24 protein-coding genes and 1 pseudogene are annotated in these 18,765 nt (G+C 65.7%); 1 reads left to right on the top strand and 24 read right to left on the bottom strand.

Features of this window, described 5'->3' with window-relative positions:
- Positions 1-72: 72 nt before the first annotated feature.
- The 19 genes from H0I39_RS18525 to rpiA all read right to left on the bottom strand — a co-directional run bounded on the left by H0I39_RS18525 (position 73) and on the right by rpiA (position 12,791).
- Positions 73-390: a phage head closure protein gene (locus H0I39_RS18525; RefSeq protein WP_180551465.1), complete on the bottom strand. Its 318-nt coding sequence runs from the start codon at positions 388-390 to the stop codon at positions 73-75.
- Positions 290-670: a head-tail connector protein gene (locus tag H0I39_RS18520; RefSeq protein ID WP_180551464.1), complete on the bottom strand. Its 381-nt coding sequence runs from the start codon at positions 668-670 to the stop codon at positions 290-292. The genes H0I39_RS18525 and H0I39_RS18520 overlap by 101 nt, the downstream gene beginning before the upstream one ends.
- A gap of 160 nt (positions 671-830) precedes the next feature.
- A complete protein-coding gene (locus tag H0I39_RS18515) occupies positions 831-2,075 on the bottom strand; it encodes a terminase TerL endonuclease subunit (RefSeq protein WP_307776843.1) in 1,245 nt (414 codons plus the stop codon).
- Entirely contained in the window at positions 2,027-2,335 is a 309-nt protein-coding gene (locus H0I39_RS23525; RefSeq protein ID WP_307776842.1) for a hypothetical protein, read from the bottom strand. The genes H0I39_RS18515 and H0I39_RS23525 overlap by 49 nt, the downstream gene beginning before the upstream one ends.
- Positions 2,332-2,745 carry a phage terminase small subunit, hendrixvirinae-type gene (locus H0I39_RS18510; RefSeq protein WP_180551463.1) on the bottom strand — a complete coding sequence of 138 codons (414 nt, stop codon included), beginning with the start codon at positions 2,743-2,745 and terminating at the stop codon, positions 2,332-2,334. The genes H0I39_RS23525 and H0I39_RS18510 overlap by 4 nt, the downstream gene beginning before the upstream one ends.
- Positions 2,711-3,136 (bottom strand): HNH endonuclease signature motif containing protein, encoded by a 426-nt coding sequence (locus tag H0I39_RS18505; RefSeq protein ID WP_180551462.1) that lies wholly within the window; start codon positions 3,134-3,136, stop codon positions 2,711-2,713. Before H0I39_RS18505 ends, H0I39_RS18510 begins: the two co-directional genes overlap by 35 nt.
- The gene (locus H0I39_RS18500) at positions 3,108-4,283 is read right to left on the bottom strand and encodes a phage portal protein (RefSeq protein WP_180551461.1); all 1,176 of its coding nucleotides are present in this window, start codon (positions 4,281-4,283) and stop codon (positions 3,108-3,110) included. The genes H0I39_RS18505 and H0I39_RS18500 overlap by 29 nt, the downstream gene beginning before the upstream one ends.
- Positions 4,274-4,804, bottom strand: coding sequence for an HK97 family phage prohead protease (locus H0I39_RS18495; RefSeq protein ID WP_180551459.1), 531 nt, complete (start codon positions 4,802-4,804; stop codon positions 4,274-4,276). Before H0I39_RS18495 ends, H0I39_RS18500 begins: the two co-directional genes overlap by 10 nt.
- Before the next feature lie 3 nt (positions 4,805-4,807).
- Complete coding sequence (locus H0I39_RS22750; protein ID WP_308645892.1) at positions 4,808-5,194, bottom strand: phage major capsid family protein; 387 nt, start codon at positions 5,192-5,194, stop codon at positions 4,808-4,810.
- Positions 5,170-6,045, bottom strand: coding sequence for a phage major capsid protein (locus H0I39_RS18490; protein ID WP_257645884.1), 876 nt, complete (start codon positions 6,043-6,045; stop codon positions 5,170-5,172). The genes H0I39_RS22750 and H0I39_RS18490 overlap by 25 nt, the downstream gene beginning before the upstream one ends.
- A 147-nt stretch (positions 6,046-6,192) precedes the next feature.
- Positions 6,193-6,579, bottom strand: coding sequence for a hypothetical protein (locus H0I39_RS18485; RefSeq protein WP_180551458.1), 387 nt, complete (start codon positions 6,577-6,579; stop codon positions 6,193-6,195).
- Positions 6,576-7,607: an AAA family ATPase gene (locus tag H0I39_RS18480; RefSeq protein ID WP_257646249.1), complete on the bottom strand. Its 1,032-nt coding sequence runs from the start codon at positions 7,605-7,607 to the stop codon at positions 6,576-6,578. Before H0I39_RS18480 ends, H0I39_RS18485 begins: the two co-directional genes overlap by 4 nt.
- Positions 7,607-8,074 carry a hypothetical protein gene (locus H0I39_RS18475; RefSeq protein ID WP_180551455.1) on the bottom strand — a complete coding sequence of 156 codons (468 nt, stop codon included), beginning with the start codon at positions 8,072-8,074 and terminating at the stop codon, positions 7,607-7,609. The genes H0I39_RS18480 and H0I39_RS18475 overlap by 1 nt, the downstream gene beginning before the upstream one ends.
- Positions 8,064-8,312, bottom strand: coding sequence for a helix-turn-helix transcriptional regulator (locus tag H0I39_RS18470; RefSeq protein WP_180551453.1), 249 nt, complete (start codon positions 8,310-8,312; stop codon positions 8,064-8,066). The genes H0I39_RS18475 and H0I39_RS18470 overlap by 11 nt, the downstream gene beginning before the upstream one ends.
- 62 nt (positions 8,313-8,374) lie before the next feature.
- Positions 8,375-8,932, bottom strand: a complete 558-nt coding sequence (locus H0I39_RS18465; protein ID WP_180551452.1) for a hypothetical protein — start codon at positions 8,930-8,932, stop codon at positions 8,375-8,377.
- Between the two features lie 13 nt (positions 8,933-8,945).
- Complete coding sequence (locus H0I39_RS18460; RefSeq protein WP_257645883.1) at positions 8,946-10,382, bottom strand: tyrosine-type recombinase/integrase; 1,437 nt, start codon at positions 10,380-10,382, stop codon at positions 8,946-8,948.
- Between the two features lie 162 nt (positions 10,383-10,544).
- Positions 10,545-11,441, bottom strand: coding sequence for an MBL fold metallo-hydrolase (locus H0I39_RS18455; RefSeq protein ID WP_180551450.1), 897 nt, complete (start codon positions 11,439-11,441; stop codon positions 10,545-10,547).
- Between the two features lie 127 nt (positions 11,442-11,568).
- Positions 11,569-12,117: a hypothetical protein gene (locus H0I39_RS18450; protein ID WP_180551449.1), complete on the bottom strand. Its 549-nt coding sequence runs from the start codon at positions 12,115-12,117 to the stop codon at positions 11,569-11,571.
- Positions 12,117-12,791, bottom strand: a complete 675-nt coding sequence (rpiA, locus tag H0I39_RS18445; RefSeq protein WP_180551448.1) for a ribose-5-phosphate isomerase RpiA — start codon at positions 12,789-12,791, stop codon at positions 12,117-12,119. The genes H0I39_RS18450 and rpiA overlap by 1 nt, the downstream gene beginning before the upstream one ends.
- A 47-nt stretch (positions 12,792-12,838) precedes the next feature.
- Between rpiA and H0I39_RS18440 the strand changes: the two genes are divergently transcribed.
- Positions 12,839-13,897, top strand: coding sequence for a quinone-dependent dihydroorotate dehydrogenase (locus tag H0I39_RS18440; RefSeq protein ID WP_180551446.1), 1,059 nt, complete (start codon positions 12,839-12,841; stop codon positions 13,895-13,897).
- 16 nt (positions 13,898-13,913) lie between these two features.
- On the opposite strand, the gene H0I39_RS18435 is transcribed toward H0I39_RS18440, so the two are convergent.
- The 5 genes and pseudogenes from H0I39_RS18435 to H0I39_RS18415 all read right to left on the bottom strand — a co-directional run bounded on the left by H0I39_RS18435 (position 13,914) and on the right by H0I39_RS18415 (position 18,704).
- On the bottom strand, positions 13,914-14,546 hold the full coding sequence (locus H0I39_RS18435) for a nucleotidyltransferase family protein (protein WP_180551444.1): 633 nt from the start codon (positions 14,544-14,546) through the stop codon (positions 13,914-13,916).
- 38 nt (positions 14,547-14,584) lie between these two features.
- Entirely contained in the window at positions 14,585-15,619 is a 1,035-nt protein-coding gene (locus H0I39_RS18430) for an XdhC family protein (RefSeq protein ID WP_180551442.1), read from the bottom strand.
- Positions 15,620-15,834: 215 nt separating this feature from the next.
- Entirely contained in the window at positions 15,835-16,374 is a 540-nt protein-coding gene (locus H0I39_RS18425) for an SRPBCC family protein (protein ID WP_180551882.1), read from the bottom strand.
- Between the two features lie 24 nt (positions 16,375-16,398).
- A pseudogene (locus H0I39_RS18420) lies at positions 16,399-17,592 on the bottom strand (vWA domain-containing protein); the annotation flags it as partial.
- 149 nt (positions 17,593-17,741) lie between these two features.
- Entirely contained in the window at positions 17,742-18,704 is a 963-nt protein-coding gene (locus tag H0I39_RS18415; RefSeq protein ID WP_180551441.1) for an AAA family ATPase, read from the bottom strand.
- Between the last annotated feature and the right edge of the window lie 61 nt (positions 18,705-18,765).

Raw genomic sequence — 18,765 nt, 5'->3', positions numbered from 1 at the left:
TCATTCCACACCCCCAATTACATCCCATTGCGGCGTGCGGTCTGGCACCCTCCCGCGCGCGCGTGGGTGCCCCTACTGCACCCGCCTGCACATCAACTGCAATTCCCGTTGGGCGCTCTTGACGTGAATCACCGACTGAATGCCGTAGGTGTCGGCGCCGTGCTTCACGCGCATGGTGGAATCGACGCCGGGCACGTAGCGCAGGCGGATGCGCACCGTCACTTCAGCCACCACGGCCATGGCGGCCATGTATTCCCGGCCTTGCAGCGGCTCCACTGCGGCCCAGGCATCAAACACCGGCATCCAGTCGGTGAAGGGCTGGCCAGCCTCGTCCTGCCCCTCGGAAAGCTGTTCCAGCGTCACCCATTGATCGAGCGTGCCGGCCCTCATACCGACAGACTCCGGTAGGTGCCAGCAGGCGGGCAAACGTCGGGTTGTCGTGCAGACTGCGATCCGTGACGGCTTCGCGGTTCTCGTACAGATCGGCCACGCGCAACAAGATCGCAGCCTCGACGGGCGCGGGCGGCGCCAGCAGTTCCATATCCTCGTGCGCCATGTCCAGGTAATCCGCTACGGAATACGTAGCAGCATCGATCATGCGCTGGATCAGATCATCCTCGTGCGTGTGGTCTACGCGAAGATGGGCTTTGGCTTGTTCAAGTGTGGGCATGGTTGATCCTCAAGGGCGATGTGCAGAAATGCACTTCGGTGAATAGGTGCCGGTCGCGCCTTCCTGCAAAGGCCACCGGCTGTCGGGGTTAGTTTGGAACCGTGCCACTCGCCGACTAAGGCACGTCCGGGTGATGCCTTGCGGCCCCTCCCGGCTAGGGTTAAACAAAACAGAACTCACTGGCCGCATGGCCTTGTTCTTCACCAGCGGCGACGGCAACACCTATCGCCATGGCAAGGGCTTGCATGCCGTCAATCCGGCCCGTGGCGCGGCTCTTGTCCAACTTGCGGGCGCCAGTCGGGTCTTTGGTCACCACGGCATTGGCGGCGCACATCGTCAGCACCGGGTGCATGCCGTGGGCGATGCGCTGATTCAGCAGCTCGGCTTCCAGCGCATCCAGCGCGGGCGCCATGTCCTTGTAGCCCTGGCCCCACGGCACCAGCGGCAGATCGCAGCCGACGCGCTCCAATTCCTTTTTCAGCAAATCAATGCGCCAGCGGTCATAGGCAATGGCTTGCACGTCCAGGCCGGCAAGGATGGCGGCCATGTCTTGCGCGACGATTTCGTAATCGACGGTGGCGCCGGCAGTGGTGTGCAAATGGCCCTCAGCGGCCCACACGGCATAGGGTGCGCGATCACGCTTTGAACGATCATGAATGCCTTGCTCGGGCGTCCAGAAGTGGGGCTGTACTTGCCACACGCCATCCACCTTGCCGACGATCACCAGCGCCGTCAGGTCGGTGCGGGCGGACAGGTCAAGGCCGGCGAAGACAGGGCCATCCACTGCGTCCATTTTTGGACTGAGTGCGCAACCCTTCCACACGTCCGGCGACACGAAAGGCGATTCAGTGCTGACGCGCTGATTCAGCAAAAGATTGCGGGCGCTGTTCTCCATGCTGGGCATGCGCTGCGCCTGCGTCATCTGTTCCCGAAGATCATCTTCGGAGCGGAACAAACCCAGGGCTGGATTTGCGGCCTTCCAGGCGCTCTCGTCCATCAAGTCGCAGCCTTCGGGCGCAGCGTATAGGTGGCAGACAATCTTCGGATCACCAGACTTCAAGGCATCGTCAATCTGCACGCTGAGCCAATCCGCATCCGATGCAGCCTGCGTGCTGATGATGATTTGCAGCGGGTTTTCGTGTGCCCCTTGGGAGGTCAGCAGGCTGTCGATAAAGTCGTCTTGCGGGCCACGCACCTGCCCCCATTCGTCCCCAATAATCAGCAGGGGACTCGCGCCCATCGCCGTCTTTGCCTCGGCACTCATGGCGCGGAACTCGGTATTCATGGGCAGGCCGATGATCCGTTTCCCCGATGGCACGATTCGCACCAGGTCGGCAATCTTGGGGGATTGCTGGATCATGAGACAGCACAGCCGGAACACCAGCGATGCCTGTTCACGCGACAAGGCGCCTGAAACCAGAACCGCATTCTGTCGAGCTTCAGGGCCCACGACAAACGCGGCGAGGATGGCGGCGATAAGCGCAGTTTTGCCCCCTTTCTGCCCATGCTCAGGATGGCGCGGCGCGTGCCGTGGGGGTTGTCGAAAACGTCAATCAGAAACTTCTTTTGGAAGTCTGCCAGCACCATGGGTTTGCCCACGTCCTTACCCTCGGGGACGCACAAGTAGCCCTCGATAAATCGGATGACGCGGGCGGCGCGGGTCATACCGCGCGCAGCCTCGGGATAAGCTCGTCCCCGTCGTCCTGGCGTGCCTTGCGCTCTGCCGTGTTCTGGTTCACTTGATCCGCTGCACGTCCCGCAGTAGCAGTTGGATGCACTGCCACCGCCCTGGCCAGCGCCATGGATAGGCGGGTCAGCTTTGCGTGCTCGTCGGAGCCAATCGGGGAAGATTCGATAGCGTGCTGTACGCGGGCAAGGTTCGCAGCCTGCACAAGATCAGCTTGCGTCCAAAGATCACGGGCGCGGGCGGTCACGATGGCGTCCCAGAACGGTTTGCAAGGCTCGGGCAGGGTCACATACCCCGGCGGCTCAATAGGCGCTTGGGCGGCGTTCTGGTGCGCTTGGGTGGCAGTCTTGGCACTATCGGAGCGGTGGCGCTTGGGTGTGAGCTTCATAATTGCCTATTTTTAAGCAGGTAGCGTTAAAGCGAGGGGAACAGCGCGGTTTGCCGGCCTCGGTTGCTGGCGATTTCTGAAACCACGGATGGCTCGGATCGAGCGGCATGCCTTTGCTATCACATCCATAGCTGACGCGCTTGCCCATGTCGCGCTGGGTCTTGCGGCTATGGCAGGGCTTGCACAGTGATTGCAGCGCCTCGGGACGGTTGTCGCTCGGGTCGTTGTTCACATGGTCGACCTCGGTCGCCGGCTCGATCACGCCCCGGTCGAGGCAGTGCTGGCACAGTGGGCGCTCGCCCAGGATCACGGCACGCAGACGGCGCCATGCCTTGCCATCAAGTGCCAGCGTGCGGCCAGTCTCAAGCTGGCGCTGCTTGAGTGTCTTCATGGTCGATACCCTCAATCGTCGGCAGGTTCTCAAGTCGGCGGGCCTCGGACGGCAGCAACCAGCCTGATGCGATGCCCTTGCCGTAGAAGTCAGCCCGGTTGCTGGAATCGCCGCGCAACATGCCCTCGGCAGAGAACTCAGGGTAATAGATGCGCCGGCCTGCGTCGGTCAGCAACTGGCGTGCAATCGCCCCTTCAATCGCGGCCATGTGCCTGCCCAGCGTGTGCGTGATGAACCATCGATTCATCTCGACTGAGTTACTGAAGTTGGCGTGCGTCAGGTCGCCAATGAGAACCGGCGGAATCTTGAATATCCGCGCCACCTCTTGAACTGAGAACTGACGCGCTGCAATCCATTCGGCGTCCTCCAGGCTCATGCTCACGGGGCTGAAGGTCACGCCTTCTTCAAGTACCGGGGTGCGGCCTGCGTTGGCTGCGCCGCTGTACTGCGTGGCCCAGCTCTGCTTCAGGGCTTCGCGCTGTTCGGCTTTCAGCTTGCCGGGGAACGACAGCACGCCCGATAGCTTGGTGCCGTTGCGGAATGACGCGGTACCGTGTTCGGCTTCGGCGGTGGCCAGCTCGATCACCGCACGCGCAGCCTGAATCGGGGATTGGCCGATCAGCGGATCAGCGCCGGCACGGTGGCGCAGGTGGAATACTTCAGCCGGTAGCAGGCGTTCCATCTTGCCGTCGCGGTCGGTGTACGCATACCCGCCGATCACGTCGCCCTTGCGCATGACGGTCACGCGCTCGGCAGGCAGCGGGATCAGCGCATCGCACTGCCCGTCCCACGCGCGAATGATCTTTGCAAACGCATTGCCGCGCAGCAAGGCACTGGCCACCATGAATTCCCAGAACTCGACGGCCGATTGATGCTCGTTCGGCGCGTGGTGGATCACGCCATACAGACGATGGTCGCTGGCTTTCACGCGGTCTTCGCCTTCACGGCGGTACAGGTGCAGGGGCAAGCTGCCGATGGCTTCGCTAATGGCCGATACAGCGGCGTAGCAGGCGGCCACGGACTGCGCCGATTCGGGCGTGACGCTGCCCGACGTGCGCAGGGCGGCAAAGTTGGCCCACACGTCGTTCGGGTTCGCGTCGCGGCGCTCCAGGCCCAGCACGCGGGCGGCACGTTCGATCAGTCGCATGTGTCCAGCCAAAGTAGTTCGCGGCCATTGAAGATGCCCACCTGCGGCGGGCGATTGCGCACGCTCACGGTGGTTTGCTCATAGGCTGGCCATGCCTGCACCACGCTGACTTCGTGCAGCTCGACGGCGCGCAGCTCGCGCGTGTCGCCGCGCCAGACTTCATCAGTAGCGACGAAACCAAAGCTCATGCCGCCCAGGTCGCCACGCTGCGCCAGTGCGGCCACATCACGGCCCGCTTGCGTGTCGGGCAGCGCCAGCGTGAAGGCCAGCCCGTGCCCGTCTTCATGCAGCGTCAGCGTGCCGGTCTTGGTGCGGCCCAGCACGGCACGTTGATCGTGGTCAGCCAGCGCCAGCACGTCGCGGCCACTGGCCAGCGTTTCCTTGAATGCACCGGGGGCGATGCGTTCGGTGAAACCGCCGATCTTGGTATCGACGCCATAGACGGCGGCGTAGCCGGACAGCACGCGCCCGCTGGCGGTGATGCCAGCGGTGGCGCGACGTTCGATCACTGGCGCATCCATGGCTTAGGCGATGGCGATGTCTTCAACCAGCACGAACGCTTCCGGGCGACGCACCACGGCATCCATGGTGTGCAGGATGCGGAGCTGAATATCGCCTCGTTCGTAGTAGCCGGCGGCGTAGGGGTTGGCCAGCACTTCCGTGGCGCCCCATTCACCGATCACCAGCTCGCCAAAGTCGCCGACGATCATGCGGCCCTTGGCAGGGCTACCGGCCTTGGCGTCAAGCTGGTTGCTGACATGCGCGGTCAAGCCGTTGATGCTGCCGCCTTGCAGGATGTAGTCAGCGCCTGCGGTGGTGGACTTCAAGGTGCTGCCCAGCTTGGTCGCCACCTTGGCGTGCGTCAGGATCGCATTGGGGGTGACGTTCACCAGCGCCAGTTTCTCGAACACCGCCAGCACGGCGGCCCAATCAAGGTTGCCAAGCTGGCGGTCTGGGCACCGGCAGCATTCAAGATGCCCACAGGCTGCTTGGCGGCGGCGGTGCCATGGATCAATGCCTTGTCAACGGCCAGCCCGACTACGGCGGCAATATCGTCGCGCAGCAGTTGCTCAATCGCAGGGTTGGACTGCAAGGCCAGTTGACGGCTGAAGGCGGTCAAAGCACCGACGTGCTTCGGCTCCAGGCGAATGCTGGAATAGCTCGGGTTGCTTTCGGTCAGCGGGTCGCCCTCGTTCAACCAGTAGGCGGTACTCGCGCCCGTGGCCTTCGGGATCACCACATCGCCGCGCAAGCCCGACAGCACGCGCGCGCCCAGGCTGCGCACGATGGTCGAATTGCGCAGCAAGCCGATGAATTGATCGGGGCGCGGATCGTCCGGGGTAATGGCGGCGTTCGCGGTCGTTGTCATGGTGGCGCGTTTCTCGAACACGCTTGACGGGATCAGCACGCCCCCATGCTTGGCTTCAATGCCGTTGCGCTTGGCTTCTTGCTGGAACTCGGCAAGGGCGCCGGTCACGCTGCGCTGCTCAATCTGCGCGCGGATGGCGTCGGTGATGTTGACGGCGCCCTCCAGATTCGCGGTGGCCTTGTCGGGCGTGCCCAGGCTGCGGCGCTCGGCAGACTCAAGGAACACGGCGCGCTGCTCTTGCGCTTCCAGATCGGTAATGCTGGCCTTCAGGCCGTCGAAGGCTTTCTGCTCGTCGGCGGTCAGGTTGCGTTTCTCGGCACCGGCCTTGTCCACCAGGGCGCGGGCTTCGGCTACCTTCAGGGCGCGGGCTTCGCGCAGGTCGGCTACTTTCATCGGGTCACTTTCGTAAAGGTGCCCGAATCGCCGGGCGGGTTGCAATAGTCATAGACTATTGATACTGCGTGATATATAGCGTCTTTCAATCGTCTTGTCAAGAAAAAACCCGCACGGGGCGGGCTGTGGGTGGGACAACTTGTCCCACTATTCCGGGTAGTGGCTTTTGAAGTAATCCAGCAGATCGCCCCGAAGGTGCGGCGGTATCTCCAGGCACTGGCGTTCCATTTCTGCGCGGGCTTCGGCACCGTCGCCGTGTCGGTCACAGCAGCGCATGGCGGCGGCCAGCAGCTTTTTCATCGTCCGTTGCGCTGTCAATTCCGATGCAACAGTTGCGCAACTCGGTGCAGCCAAAGTTGCGCTGGTTTTTGCGTGGTGTTGCGCAGGTGTTGCGGTGCCAGTTGCGTGCTGACGCCCCTGCGGTTGCGCAGGTGTTGCGCTGCCGGTTGCATCGTTGGCCGCAGAAGTTGCGTGTTGCGTCTCTATAGGCGCGCAACTCGCAACTGCCCGCTTGAGTTGCTCGCGCAGGCTCATCGCTTGGCCTCCGGCGGCACGTCGCCCAGCTCACGCGCTTTGCGCAGGTGCCGGCTGACGTTGGACTTGTTGATCTCCAACTCGGCGGCGATCTCCGATTGGCTCAAGCCCTCTTTGGCCAGCGCCACCACGCGGTCATAGGTGCTTGCCTCCACGGTGCGGTAAGTCCAAGTGGCTTGGTCTTCGTCGCCGCCCAGGGCCAGTTCCAGGCTTTCAGCATCGGTGCCGGCCAGGTTGCGGGCCTTGGTGAACTCGGCCACGAACACGGCGCCCTGCGTAGGGTCGTAGTCTTGCGGTCGCCCCAGGCCGATAACCACGTCCAGAAGGTCTTCGCGCTTGCTGGTGCCGCGCTGCTGGCCGCCTTTGCCCGCGTGATGCACCAGCACCACGGCGATGCCACGGCGGCGCAGGGTCAGCAGCCATTCGCCCACCGGTTGCCAGCTCTCGCCCTCGTTCTCGCGCCCCGTGCGCGCCCAGGCGCTCAGGTTGTCGATAAACAGGACTTCGGTGTCCGGTTCGATCATGGCGTCGATGGCGGCCTGGCCCTCCGGTGTCGATATGTCCGGCATGGCCGTCCCATCGGGCAGCAGGTCGGGCGTGAAGACGCGCAGGAAGCCGGGCGCCGGTTCCACGTCGGGGACGTGCATCAGCAGGCGCTTTTGCATCAAGGCGCCCGGCAGCTCGCCGTCTAGGTACAGCACCTTGTGCGGACGTGGCGCGCTCCATTTGGCAAAGGTGCCCCCGGTGGCGATGGCGAAGGCTGCGGCTAGACAAAAGTGCGTCTTGCCGATGCCGCGTGCGGCGAACACCATGCACAGGTCTTGCGAGTGCAGCCACGGCGCAAGGATTTCCGCGCGTGGTTTGAAGTGCATTCCGGCCAGCTCTTGCACTGTTACCGCACGGATGGCTGGTGCAGTTGCGTGTTGCGTTGCTAGGGGCGCGCAACTCGCAACTCCTGCTGGCGGGTGGTCGGCAATGTCTGCGTCCAAGGCTGCGAATGCGCGTTCCAGCGGTCTTTCGAGTGCCATCATGCGAACACCTCCGCAATGCGCCCAATGCGGCCTGCGGCGGTCAGCAGGCGGGTTAGGTCAATCTGACTCAGCACCACGCCGTGGGCGACGTTGGCGGCGGCTACGGCCACCAGATTCGATTCGGCAGCCAGCACCATCAGGGCATCGCGTGCCGGTAGCGGCGTCGGTCGTGTGCGGGCGCTGTCCTTGCCGTCGTCAATCCAGGCGCCCAGCTCCTTGGCAGAGTCGATAAAGCCCTGGCCGCGTGCGGCCATGTGATAGGCCAGTACGTCACCACCACGGGCGCCACAGCCGGTCATGCAGACAAAGGCCCCGGTATCGGTGTTGATCCGCATGGCGTCGCTGCTATCGCAGTGCAGGCAGGACGTGGTGCGCCATTTGCCTTTGCGCTCGCGGAAAGTCAGGCCAGCGGTGTCGCTGTAGTAGGTCAGCGGGTCGGGTAGGCGGGTGCGGTCAAAGCTCATTGCGCCCGCCTTTCATTTTCGATTCGCGCCAAGCAATCAGCTCGGCGGTATCAAATACGGTGCAGCGCGCAGACAGGCGGCGGCCCTTGGGGAAGTCTTGTTTCTCGGCAGCCCAGCGCCAGAAAGTCGGCAGGGACACGCCCAGAAGCTCCGCGCCCTGCTTCGGACGGGATGAAGGGGATAGCGCTTGGTTTGCATCAATTAACCTTTCAAGGTCTGCAACGTATTCGCGTCGCATTGATGCAAATCATGTAGGCGGGTCAGAAAATACCATCCCCCGTAAGCAAGAAAATCTGCCCGTTAGGTGGGGTATCTCAGCGGCGAATCGCGCAGCCGCTTTTCCACATCCTTCGCGTCTAGCGGATTATCTTTCAAGTCAAAAATAGCTGTAGCAATATGCGCTATTGCAGTTGGCTTGCCGGCATTGAATTCCCGCCGAAACTGCCAATCAAGATGCCGGATGAACATCGTAATCTCCGGTGTCTTGCCTTCATCGTGTTGGGCCGGCCTGACGGATGCGCGGGTCGGTAGCCCGTCCCTGCGCTTCTCGGCTTCCTTGATCGCCCATTCCAGCACGTCATCAGCGATCGCCAGCGGGTAGCCGGTTTGGTAGCCCCCTTTTCTGAGTGAATGCCACCCCAGTTCTAACAGAATATCCGGCTCATCCTCGGCATCTAAACCATAGGCATAGCTGGTGACTGAATCGCCCGGCATGATGGCCCGAATCGCCGATTTAAGTTCTTTCGCCAAGCTAATGACGCGCTCGATGTCCTCTTTTTCGTGCGATGCCGGTGGCCGTCCATATTCCCGCACCGTCAGATCGAAAGCTGTATTAACTCGGGCCAGCACGGCGCCCACTCGTGAGGCCTCGTCACCAAATTGCTTCCAGACAAGATCGGCGCCAAAACCACTTGAAAGGCGCTGTAGGACATGGCGCTGAAAAGCGAAGTTTCTCAAGTTCGGCAATCCCTCGAGACGCGCCTTTACCTCCTCGATTGCCGGCGACGCGATCATGCTGCCCCCGGATTGGCACCACGTCCGCAGTCGCTGGCACGGTGTCACAGTAGGCGGCCCAATCGGCCATCAAGGCGCGGCGCTTTTCAAACAGCGTGCCCCGCTGGTAAGCAGCTTCAGCCTTGTCCTTCAACTGGTGCGCCAGCGCATGCTCGATTACCTCGCGCGGGTGCGCCGTGGATTCACCGGCCCAATCGCGGAATGTGCTTCGGAAGCCATGCACGGTCAGATCGGCCCGATTCATGCGCTTGAGTAGCTGCAACCCAGCCATATTGGAAAGCGGCTTGTCGCCCTTCGGGCCGGGGAACAGATAGGCGCTGTCCGATTGGTCGCGCAGATCGGTTAGGACGCGCAGGGCGCCGTCACTCAGCGGAACAATGTGTTCCTTGCCCGCCTTCATGCGCTCGGCTGGAATCGTCCATACCTTCGTACTCAGATCGAACTCGCGCCACTCGGCATTGATGGCCTCGGACGTGCGGCACGCGGTCAGGACGATGAACTCAAGGGCGCGCGCTGACGTGCCCGGCATCTCACGCACGCGGGCCATGAATGCGCCCACTTCACGCCACGGCAGCGCAGCATGGTGTTCTACCCTCGCCACCTTCGCGCGGGCGGGCAGCAGCTTGTCCAGGTGGCCTTTCCAGCGCGCAGGGTTCTCGCCCTCGCGGTAGCCCTGCACCTTCGCCCAATCCAGCACAGATTCGATTCGCCCGCGCAGGCGCGATGCTGTCTCTGCCTTGCTTGTCCAGATTGGTTGCAGCACTCGCAACACATGAGCGGTATCTACGCGCGACACGGGCAGATCGCCAATCACGGGGCTGGCGTAGGCGCGCAGCGTGTTTTCCCATTGCTGGCGATGCTTGTCATTGCGCCAGCCGGGCGCGTGGGCGTCTATGTAGCGTTCGGCGGCCTTGTCGAATGAGATGACGCTGGCGTCGGCCATTCGGCGCTGTAGCGCATCCTCGCGCTTCGCCTCGATAGGGTCTAGACCATCGGCCAGCAGTTGACGCGCTGCCCTCGCCCGCTCGCGCGCCTCCGCCAATGAAAAGGTGGCGACGCCTCCTAGCCCCATTTCACGGGCGCGCTTGTTGAGCATGAACCGGAACACCCAGGTCTTGGCGCCGGTCGGCAGTACCTGCAAATACAGCCCGCCCCCGTCGCCGTAGCGGCCGGGCTTGGACTGCTTTTCTACCTGCTTCGCAGTCAGCGTAAATTCTCTCCGCCTAACCATGGCACTCCCAAATGCATCCACAATCGTGACTGCGATTCTAGGATGTTTCGTGATACCATGCAAGGCGAACGAATGACACCTAACCCATTGATATAGGTGGCATTTTTAGTCTTTGTGAGACCACTTGATGTGAACCCCGCAACGGACGCCCTCTCCGCCAGGGATTCCCATCCAAGAAAAAGCGGCCTTCGTGGCCGCTTTTTCTTTGTCCCGCCGCCCGGCCGATCATGCCGCCAGCGCGTAGGTGCCCTCGCCGTCCCGGCTGACCTGGCCGGCTTGCACAAGCCTGTCGAGGTGCATCTGGATGCTGCGCCGCTCGGCGAATTCGACGAAGGGCAGTTCGTAACCCACCGGGTACAGCAGGCGCCGCTCGACCAGGCGGTCCAGCGTGTGCGGGCCTTCGCGCAGGTAGCCCAGCAGGCGCTCGTCGCGCTCGTCGATCTTGGCCGCAAAGCGCTCCAGCGCCTGCAGGAAGGCCGCGCGCTCGGTGACGACGCCGCGGTGGTGCGAGGTGATCCACATGCGCGCATCGAGATCGCGCACGGCCTGCAGGCTGCGCTGGAACTGGCCCAGGTCGGACGAGGCATCGCCGTAGTAGGGGCCGAAGCCGGTGAGGTCGATGTCGCCGATGAAGGCGATGCCTTCGCTTTCGACCACCAGTGCGCAATGGCCCGCCGTGTGGCCCGGCAGGTGGTGGGCGCGCACGCGCACGCCGCCGCCCAGGTCCCACTGCGCGCCATCGGCGTAGCCGGTGGCGTCGGGGCGCGGCGCGTAGTCGAAGTCGCGCTCGATCATGGGGCGCAGCACGTCGAGCACCGGCTGCGGGTAGCCGTAATGGCGCGCTAGCCCCTGCCACGACTGCGCGGCGGCCAGGTCGGCCTGGTGCACCTGCACGGGCGCACTGCGCAGGCGGCCCAGCGCCACCATGTGGTCTTCATGCACGTGGCCGAGGATGATGAGATCGACCTCGTCCAGGTCGGGCCCGATGTGGCGCGACACCTGGGGCGTGTCGAAGGCGACGCGCGTGTCGGCGCCCTGCACCAGCACCTGGTTGCCATCGGGGTACTTGCCGGATTTGTCGCCCTGGTACACCCGCACGGGGCCGAAGTTCAGACTCTGCATGCGCTCTCCTTGAGGGCCGATGATGGCACCCTGCCGCCGCCGGCGCTGTCACCCAGGCGGGAACTCCGTTTTTGTAGCTTCTGGCGCAGTATGGACGGGCGCTGAAGACCGATTTGGCTTGAAATCGTCAACGCACCGCCTGCAGCCACCAACTGCCGTCCACCTCGTGGCCTGCCACCGCGTGCAGATCGGGCGAGCCGGCACTCAGCGCCCGCCCCTGCAGCGACCAGCGGTGGCGCAGCGCAAAGTCGAAGCCGGGTGCGGCCTGGCGGCAGGCGATGTCGCCGGCGCGGAAGTCGGGCGCGAAATCGGCACACGGAATGCCGGGCGTGAGAGGCGATGCCGCCGTGGGCACGCCGACGAAGCCGTCCTGCTGCGGCAGGTAGAAGCCGCGCACGGCGCCGTCTTCGCCGCGCAGCAGCATCAGCTTCAGGCGCGCGGCCTCCTGGGCGCGCAGGCCGTCGGGCAGGTAGCGTGCGTCCGCAGGCGCATCGGCCCACAGGAAGGTGCCGGGCAGCAGCTTGACCACGCGCACGCTGGGCGGCCCCTCGGGGTCGGCCGGGCCGGCGGCGTAGCGCCAGCTCAGCACCAGGGCGGCCAGCACCGCCACCGCCATCATGGCGCGCAGCGCGATGGCGAGCAGGCGCCGCTCGCTCCACACCGGCGCGGTGGCCATCAGTCGAAGCGCAGCGTGCGCACGCCGGTGGGCGTGCCCAGCAGGCACACCTGCGCGCGCTGGTGCGCGAACACGCCCACGGTGACCACGCCGGGCCACTGGTTCACTTCGCTCTCGAAGCCCGGCGGATCGGTGATGGCCAGCCCGCGCACGTCCAGGATGTGCTGGCCGTTGTCGGTGACCAGCGGTGCGCCATCGCGCATGCGCAGCGTGGCCTCGGCCTTCAGGGCGGCGAACTGGCGTGCGATGCGGTTGGCGGCCATGGGGATCACCTCCACCGGCAGCGGAAAGCGCCCCAGCACGTCGACCAGCTTGGATTCGTCGGCAATGCAGACGAAGCGCCGGGCCTGCGCGGCCACGATCTTCTCGCGCGTCAGCGCCGCGCCCCCGCCCTTGACCATGTGGCCCTTGGCGTCGATCTCGTCCGCACCGTCGATGTAGACGGCGATCTCGCCCACGGCATTGCAGTCGAACACCTGGATACCCAGTGCCTGCAGCCGCTCGGTGGAGGCCACCGACGACGACACGGCACCGGCAATGCGGTCCTTGATCAGCGCCAGTTCGTCGATGAACTTGTTCACCGTCGAGCCGGTGCCCACGCCCACGATTTCGCCCGGCACCACGTAATCCAGCGCGGCCTGGCCGACCATCGCTTTCAGTTCGTCCTGGGTCATTTGCGACAATTCCTCAAGTTTCAAAACGGTTTGCAAAGAATTATCCAATGGCCCTGATCCCCTACGGCTTGACGCGCGCCGTGCTGTTCAACATGGACGCCGAAGCCGCGCACGAACTCACCCTGGACATGCTGGCGCGCGGCCAGGGCACGCCGTTGCAGTGCGGGTGGTCGCAGGCGCGCGTGCACGACCCCGTGACGCTGGCGGGCCTGCGCTTTCCCAACCGCGTGGGCCTGGCCGCGGGGCTCGACAAGAACGCCCGCGCCATCGACGCCTTTGCCGCCATGGGCTTCGGCTTCGTCGAGGTGGGCACGGTCACGCCGCTGGCGCAGCCGGGCAACCCCAAGCCACGCATCTTCCGCCTGCCGGCCAGGGACGCGCTGATCAACCGCATGGGCTTCAACAACGAAGGGCTCGACGTCTTCATCCGCAACGTCAAGAACTCTCGTTTTCATAGCGCCTCGCGCTCGTCGGACAAGGGCCAGCGCATGATTCTGGGCCTGAACATCGGCAAGAACGCGGCCACGCCCATCGAGCGCGCGACCGACGATTACCTGATCGGCCTGGCTGGCGTGTACCCGTATGCCGACTACGTGACGGTGAACATCAGCAGCCCCAACACCAAGAACCTGCGCGACCTGCAGAGCGACGCCGCGCTGGACGCGCTGCTGTCGGCCCTCAAGTCGCGCCAGGGCGAGCTGGCGGCCGAGCACGGCAGGCAGGTGCCCCTGTTCCTGAAGATCGCGCCCGATCTGGACCAAGGCCAGGTGCAGGCCATTGCCGATGCGCTGCGCCGGCACGGCATCGAAGGCGTGATCGCCACCAACACCACGCTGTCGCGCGATGCCGTGCAGGGCCTGCCGCATGCCGAGGAAGCCGGCGGCTTGTCGGGCGCGCCGGTGCGCGAGGCCAGCAACCGCGTGGTGCGCCAGCTGCGCGCGGCGCTGGGCGCGGGCTTTCCGATCATCGGCGTGGGCGGCATCCTGAGCGGCGCCGATGCGCAGGCCAAGATCGAGGCCGGCGCGGATGTGGTGCAGATCTACACCGGGCTGATCTACAAGGGTGCGGGGCTGGTGCGAGAGGTGGCACAGGCGATCCGCCGATAGCGGCGCGCCCTGGGCGCTAGCGCAGCACGACCCCGTGCTCGGCGGCCAGCCGGGCCAGGTCGGCCTCTGTGTCGATATCGAAGGTGTAGCGCGGGTGGTTGGCGTCGAGCCATGCCACCTGCGCAGGGTGTGCACGGCGCCAGTCGCGCAGGCCGGCCTCGACGGGCTGGGCCATCAGATCGCGGCGCACCCTGGTGTCGAACATCAGCGGATGGCCGGGCTGACCCTGAAAACGCGGCACCAGCAATGCCGTGCCCGGCGCGCGCGCCCGCCACGCCGTGAGCACGCTGAGCATGTCGGCAGCGGTGATGAGCGGTTGGTCCGCCAGCGTGACCAGCACAGCGTCCAAATCAGCAGGCAGCGCTGCCAACGCACAGCGCAGCGAACTGCCTGGGCCATCGTCCGGATTGAGGTTCAAAACCCATTGCAACCCCGATGGGGACGCCGCAGCCTGCTTCTCTTGTTGTAGCACTTCGCCGATCCGATCGGCATGGTGACCGAGCACCACCACCACGTCCGACAGGCCCGCCGCAACCAGCGCCCGCAGGTGGTGGGCGATCAGCGGCTTGCCGTCTTCGCGTCGCAGCAGGCTCTTGGGGCGGTAGCCCATGCGCCGCCCCGCGCCAGCGGCCATCAGCACGGCGCCCATGCGCGCGCCCGGTGCGGGGGCAACAGCCGTGCTCACCCCTACACGCAGGCTGGAGGGCCCGCGGCAGCACCCTGCTGGTCCTTCACGTGGGCCACGTCCAGGTCGCGCGGCAACGTCACGCCGTTCTTCACGGCCAGCACCTCGGCCATCACGCTGACGGCGATCTCGGGCGGGGTCTTGCTGCCGATGAAAATGCCGACCGGGCCGCGCAGGGGCTTCAGGCTGTCCTCGGTCTGGCCGAAATGCTCGATCATGCGCTGGCGGCGTGCCGCGTTGTTGCGGCGACTGCCCAGGGCGCCGATGTAGAACGCATCGCTGCCCAGCGCCTCCAGCAGCGCGAGGTCGTCCAGCTTGGGGTCGTGCGTCAGGGCGATGACGCAGCTGCGCTTGTCGGGCTTGAAGGCGGTCACCACGTCGTCGGGCATGTCGGTCGCCAGTTGCACGCCGGGCACCGACCAGCCGCCGCGGTATTCCTCGCGCGGGTCGCACACGGTGACGGCAAAACCGCAGAACTGCGCCATGGTGGCCAGGTATTCGCTCATCTGCCCAGCGCCGATGATGAGCATGCGGTACTCGGGACCGAAGGTGTTGGTGAGCTGGGTGTCGTCCAAGCTGAGTTCGGCCGGTGCGTCGGCCGGCGTCAGCGTCACCTGGCCGTCGCCCAGCCGCACCTGGCGCCGCATCAGGCGGCCGCTGTCGAGCGCGCGCACCAGTTCGGCCAGACTGGCCGGGTCGGGATCGAACTCGAACAGCAGCTCCAGCGTGCCGCCGCACGGCAGGCCGAAGCGGTGCGCCTCGTCGGCGGTGATGCCGTATTTGGCGAAGCCCGGCGCGCCGCTGTGCGGCAGCGCATCGGCCGCGCCCTGGCGGGCGTAGCGGGCGATCAGGTCGTCCTCGATGCAGCCGCCCGACACCGAGCCGACCACTGCACCGTTCTCGCACAGCGCCATGATGGAGCCGACCGGCCGCGGCGACGAGCCCCAGGTGCGCACCACCGTGACCAGCAGCGCCTGCCGGCCCGCAGCGCGCCAGTCGCGCAGCGCGCGCAGCACGGTGACGTCAATGTTTTCCATGGCTGGTTACTCCTTGATCAGGCTGCCGAACAGCCGGACATCCGGACGCAGAGGACGCAGAGGTTTCGCAGAGGACGCAAAAGGAACAGCCAATGAAGAACTCTCAAAAACATAGCTGCTGGCGCTGTCTGCACAAGGGTAGAACGTCGATTTCATCTGGATTCTTCTGCGTCTTCTGCGAAACCTCTGCATCCTCTGCGTTCGGCTGTTGCGATTCAGGTGGACGCATCGTCCTTGCCGCCGCCCGTCAGCTTGCCCCACATCTTCTTCAGCTTGCCCGGTTCGACGGCCTGCTCCTCGGGCGGCGGGCCGTGGCGGCGGGTCATTTCCTCGTCGAAGCGCTTGAAGAAGCTCTCCGCCATCGACTTGGCCACGCCATCGATCAGGCGCTGGCCCACCTGGGCGATCTTGCCGCCCACCGAGGCGTGCACGGTGTAACCCAGTTCGCACCCCTCGTCGTGTGGCACCAGCGTGACCTGCGCATTGCCCTTGCCGAAGCCGGCGGCGCCGCCGTTGCCCTCGAAGTGGATGGTGTAGCTGTCGGGCGCGTTCACGTCGGCCAGGTTCAGCTTGCCCTTGAACTTGGCCGCCACGGGGCCGACCTTGATGGCGTTGGTCAGTTCATAGGCGTTGTCACCGGTGGCCTCGATGTTGTCGCAGCCGGGGATGCACAGCTTCAGCACCTCGGGGTCGTTCAGCGCCTCCCAGGCCTGTTGCTGGGTGACGGAAAGGGTCCGGCTTCCTTGCATGTCCATGGATGGGTTCCTCTGCTTGCTATTTTTCATGAGCGCCGCGATGCCTGCGGCGAGATCCTGCAGGCGCGCGATGTTGTGCACCGCCAGCATGCCGTCGGCCGCGAGGTGCAGCACGGCGGCGCCGCGCGCGCTGGGGGCGTAGCCGTCGTAGCGCAGCAGCGGGTTGAGCCACAACAGCGCGCGGCTGTGGCGCTTGAGCCAGGCCAGCTCGCGCGCCAGCTCATCCGGCTCGCCGGTGTCGAGGCCGTCGCTGACCAGCAGCACCAGCGTGCGCCGGCCCACCAGCCGGCGTGCGTGGCGCAGGCGCAGCGTGGCCAGCGCACTTCCCAAGCGCGTGCCGCCGGCAAAGTCGTCGATGGCGCGGCCGGCGCGCAGCAGCATGGCATCGGTGTCTGATTCGCGGAAAGCAGGTGTCAGGTCGGCCAGCCGCATGCCGAAGGCGAACACGTCGCGCTGGATGCGCTGGCCATCGATCTGGCGCGTGGCCGCGTGCAGAAACGCCAGCAGCAGGCGCGCGTAGCGCTCCATCGAGCCCGACACGTCGACCAGCAGCAGCAAGGGCAGCGGCTGGCGCCGGCGCTGCAGGCGGTGCAGCGACATCACCTCGCCGCCGGTGTGCGCGGCCCCCTGCAGCGTGTGCGCCCAGTGCACGCGCGCGCCACGCCATCCGGCGCGCACGCGGCGCGCCGGCACACGGGGCACGGGCAGGCGGATGTCGCGCACCAGGCGCTCGACCAGGACGTATTCGCTGGCCGAAAGCTGGTTGAAATCGGCGTGTCTCAGGCGCGCCAGGTCGCTGGCGGTCATGGCCGCGTCGAACTCGAATTCCTTGTCGGCCGCCTGCGGCGGGCGCGGTGCCTGGGCGCGGTGCGGCATCAACGCTTCGCGCACGCGCGGGCGCTGCGGCGGCGGCACGGCGCTGCCTTCGGCGCGTGGCAGCATCTGCGCCAGCAGCTTGTGGGCCAGTTCGGGATCGCGGAAGAAGGCGTCGAACAGTTCGCGGAACACGGCGCGGTCCTGCTCGCGGCCGACCAGCACGGCTTCAAGCGCGGCGGCCACGTCCCGCTTGGCTTCGACACCCGTGAGCTGCAGCGCCTGCTGCGCCAGCGCGATGCGCGCGGCGTCCACCGACACGCCAGCGCGGCGCAGCGTACGACCGAAGGCCGTGAGGTTGTCGGCCAGCTTGCCGGTGCGGGCGTCACCGAGCAGGGTGGTCATGCCCTGGCCCCAACGCGCTGCAGGTTTGCGGTATGGCGCCCGCGCCCCGCTGGGGAGAGGGTTGGGGTGAGGGGACAGCGGCGCTTGCAGGGATGCGCGGCGGGCCCCCATCCCAGCCTTCCCCAGCGGGGAAGGAGGAACAGCCAGCCTCACCCCGCCCTCTCCCGCAGGCGGGAGAGGGAGCAAAACCGGCGCGACATCGGAGTTGGAGCTTGTTCACGCCCCTCCTCCGCCGCCAGCACCTCCGTGATCAGCTCCGTCGTCAGCGCCGCCACGTCCTCGCGCTGCTTGAACAGCACGCCGGCGGTGCCCTGCACCACTTCGGGGTCGAGCGCCAGGGTGTCCAGCGCGACCAGCGCCCTGGCCCATTCGACGCTTTCGGCGATGCCGGGCGCGCGCTGGAACAGCGACGCGTGCGCGCTGCGCAGCTTGTGCACGAAGGCCGCCACCTGGTCGGCCAGGGCCTGCGGCGCCTCGGGCACGCGGGCACGCACGATGGCCAGTTCGCGCTCGCGCTCCGGGTAGTCGAGCCAGTGGTACAGACAGCGGCGCTTGACAGCATCGTTCAGCTCGCGCGTGCGGTTGCTGGTGAGGATCGTCACCGGCGTGGCCGCCGCGCGCACCGTGCCAAGCTCGGGGATGCTGACCTGGTATTCGCCCAGGTATTCGAGCAGGAAAGCCTCGAACGGCTCGTCGGCGCGGTCCACCTCGTCGATCAGCAGCACCGCGCCGGGCGGCGGCGCCTGCAGTGCCTGCAGCAAGGGACGGCGGATGAGGTAGCGCGGCTGGTAGACCTCGCGCTCGATCTCTTCCGACGGCGCACTGCCCTCGGCCGCGCGCAGGTGCAACAGTTGGGCGGCGTAGTTCCACTCGTACAGCGCCTCACGCTGCTCCAGGCCGTCGTAGCACTGCAGGCGGATCAGCTCGCGCCCCAATACCTGCGCCAGCGACTTGGCCAGCTCGGTCTTGCCGACGCCAGGCTCGCCCTCGAGCAGCAGCGGGCGTTGCAGCTTGAGCGCCAGAAACGCCGCCGTCGCCAGCCGCCGGTCGGCGAAATAGCCCGCCGCCTGCAGCGCGTCGGTGAGGGTGTCGATGGTGGCAGTGGGCGGCATGACTTCTGTTTTGATAGCTGTTCGCACTGACTAGGCAAGGGCTGGAGGCCGAAAACACTTG

The organism is Ottowia beijingensis, from assembly GCF_013423955.1.
Lineage (GTDB): Bacteria > Pseudomonadota > Gammaproteobacteria > Burkholderiales > Burkholderiaceae_C > Ottowia > Ottowia beijingensis.
Note: the sequence above shows the minus strand (reverse complement) of the source record. Positions and strands in the feature narration are given on the sequence as shown.

What these genes read in the sequence shown, in the direction of transcription:
- H0I39_RS18440 (WP_180551446.1), top strand. Translation starts at nt 12,839, where the DNA reads ATGGCCCTGATCCCCTACGGCTTGACGCGCGCCGTGCTGTTCAACATG.
- H0I39_RS18435 (WP_180551444.1), bottom strand. Translation starts at nt 14,546, where the DNA reads ATGGGCGCCGTGCTGATGGCCGCTGGCGCGGGGCGGCGCATGGGCTAC.
- H0I39_RS18455 (WP_180551450.1), bottom strand. Translation starts at nt 11,441, where the DNA reads ATGCAGAGTCTGAACTTCGGCCCCGTGCGGGTGTACCAGGGCGACAAA.
- H0I39_RS18520 (WP_180551464.1), bottom strand. Translation starts at nt 670, where the DNA reads ATGCCCACACTTGAACAAGCCAAAGCCCATCTTCGCGTAGACCACACG.
- H0I39_RS18500 (WP_180551461.1), bottom strand. Translation starts at nt 4,283, where the DNA reads ATGCGACTGATCGAACGTGCCGCCCGCGTGCTGGGCCTGGAGCGCCGC.
- H0I39_RS18505 (WP_180551462.1), bottom strand. Translation starts at nt 3,136, where the DNA reads ATGAAGACACTCAAGCAGCGCCAGCTTGAGACTGGCCGCACGCTGGCA.
- H0I39_RS18450 (WP_180551449.1), bottom strand. Translation starts at nt 12,117, where the DNA reads ATGGCCACCGCGCCGGTGTGGAGCGAGCGGCGCCTGCTCGCCATCGCG.
- H0I39_RS18470 (WP_180551453.1), bottom strand. Translation starts at nt 8,312, where the DNA reads ATGCGACGCGAATACGTTGCAGACCTTGAAAGGTTAATTGATGCAAAC.
- H0I39_RS18475 (WP_180551455.1), bottom strand. Translation starts at nt 8,074, where the DNA reads ATGAGCTTTGACCGCACCCGCCTACCCGACCCGCTGACCTACTACAGC.
- H0I39_RS23525 (WP_307776842.1), bottom strand. Translation starts at nt 2,335, where the DNA reads ATGACCCGCGCCGCCCGCGTCATCCGATTTATCGAGGGCTACTTGTGC.
- H0I39_RS18415 (WP_180551441.1), bottom strand. Translation starts at nt 18,704, where the DNA reads ATGCCGCCCACTGCCACCATCGACACCCTCACCGACGCGCTGCAGGCG.
- rpiA (WP_180551448.1), bottom strand. Translation starts at nt 12,791, where the DNA reads ATGACCCAGGACGAACTGAAAGCGATGGTCGGCCAGGCCGCGCTGGAT.
- H0I39_RS18490 (WP_257645884.1), bottom strand. Translation starts at nt 6,045, where the DNA reads ATGAAAGTAGCCGACCTGCGCGAAGCCCGCGCCCTGAAGGTAGCCGAA.
- H0I39_RS18430 (WP_180551442.1), bottom strand. Translation starts at nt 15,619, where the DNA reads ATGGAAAACATTGACGTCACCGTGCTGCGCGCGCTGCGCGACTGGCGC.
- H0I39_RS18510 (WP_180551463.1), bottom strand. Translation starts at nt 2,745, where the DNA reads ATGAAGCTCACACCCAAGCGCCACCGCTCCGATAGTGCCAAGACTGCC.
- H0I39_RS18485 (WP_180551458.1), bottom strand. Translation starts at nt 6,579, where the DNA reads ATGAGCCTGCGCGAGCAACTCAAGCGGGCAGTTGCGAGTTGCGCGCCT.
- H0I39_RS18495 (WP_180551459.1), bottom strand. Translation starts at nt 4,804, where the DNA reads ATGGATGCGCCAGTGATCGAACGTCGCGCCACCGCTGGCATCACCGCC.
- H0I39_RS18480 (WP_257646249.1), bottom strand. Translation starts at nt 7,607, where the DNA reads ATGGCACTCGAAAGACCGCTGGAACGCGCATTCGCAGCCTTGGACGCA.
- H0I39_RS18525 (WP_180551465.1), bottom strand. Translation starts at nt 390, where the DNA reads ATGAGGGCCGGCACGCTCGATCAATGGGTGACGCTGGAACAGCTTTCC.
- H0I39_RS18425 (WP_180551882.1), bottom strand. Translation starts at nt 16,374, where the DNA reads ATGGACATGCAAGGAAGCCGGACCCTTTCCGTCACCCAGCAACAGGCC.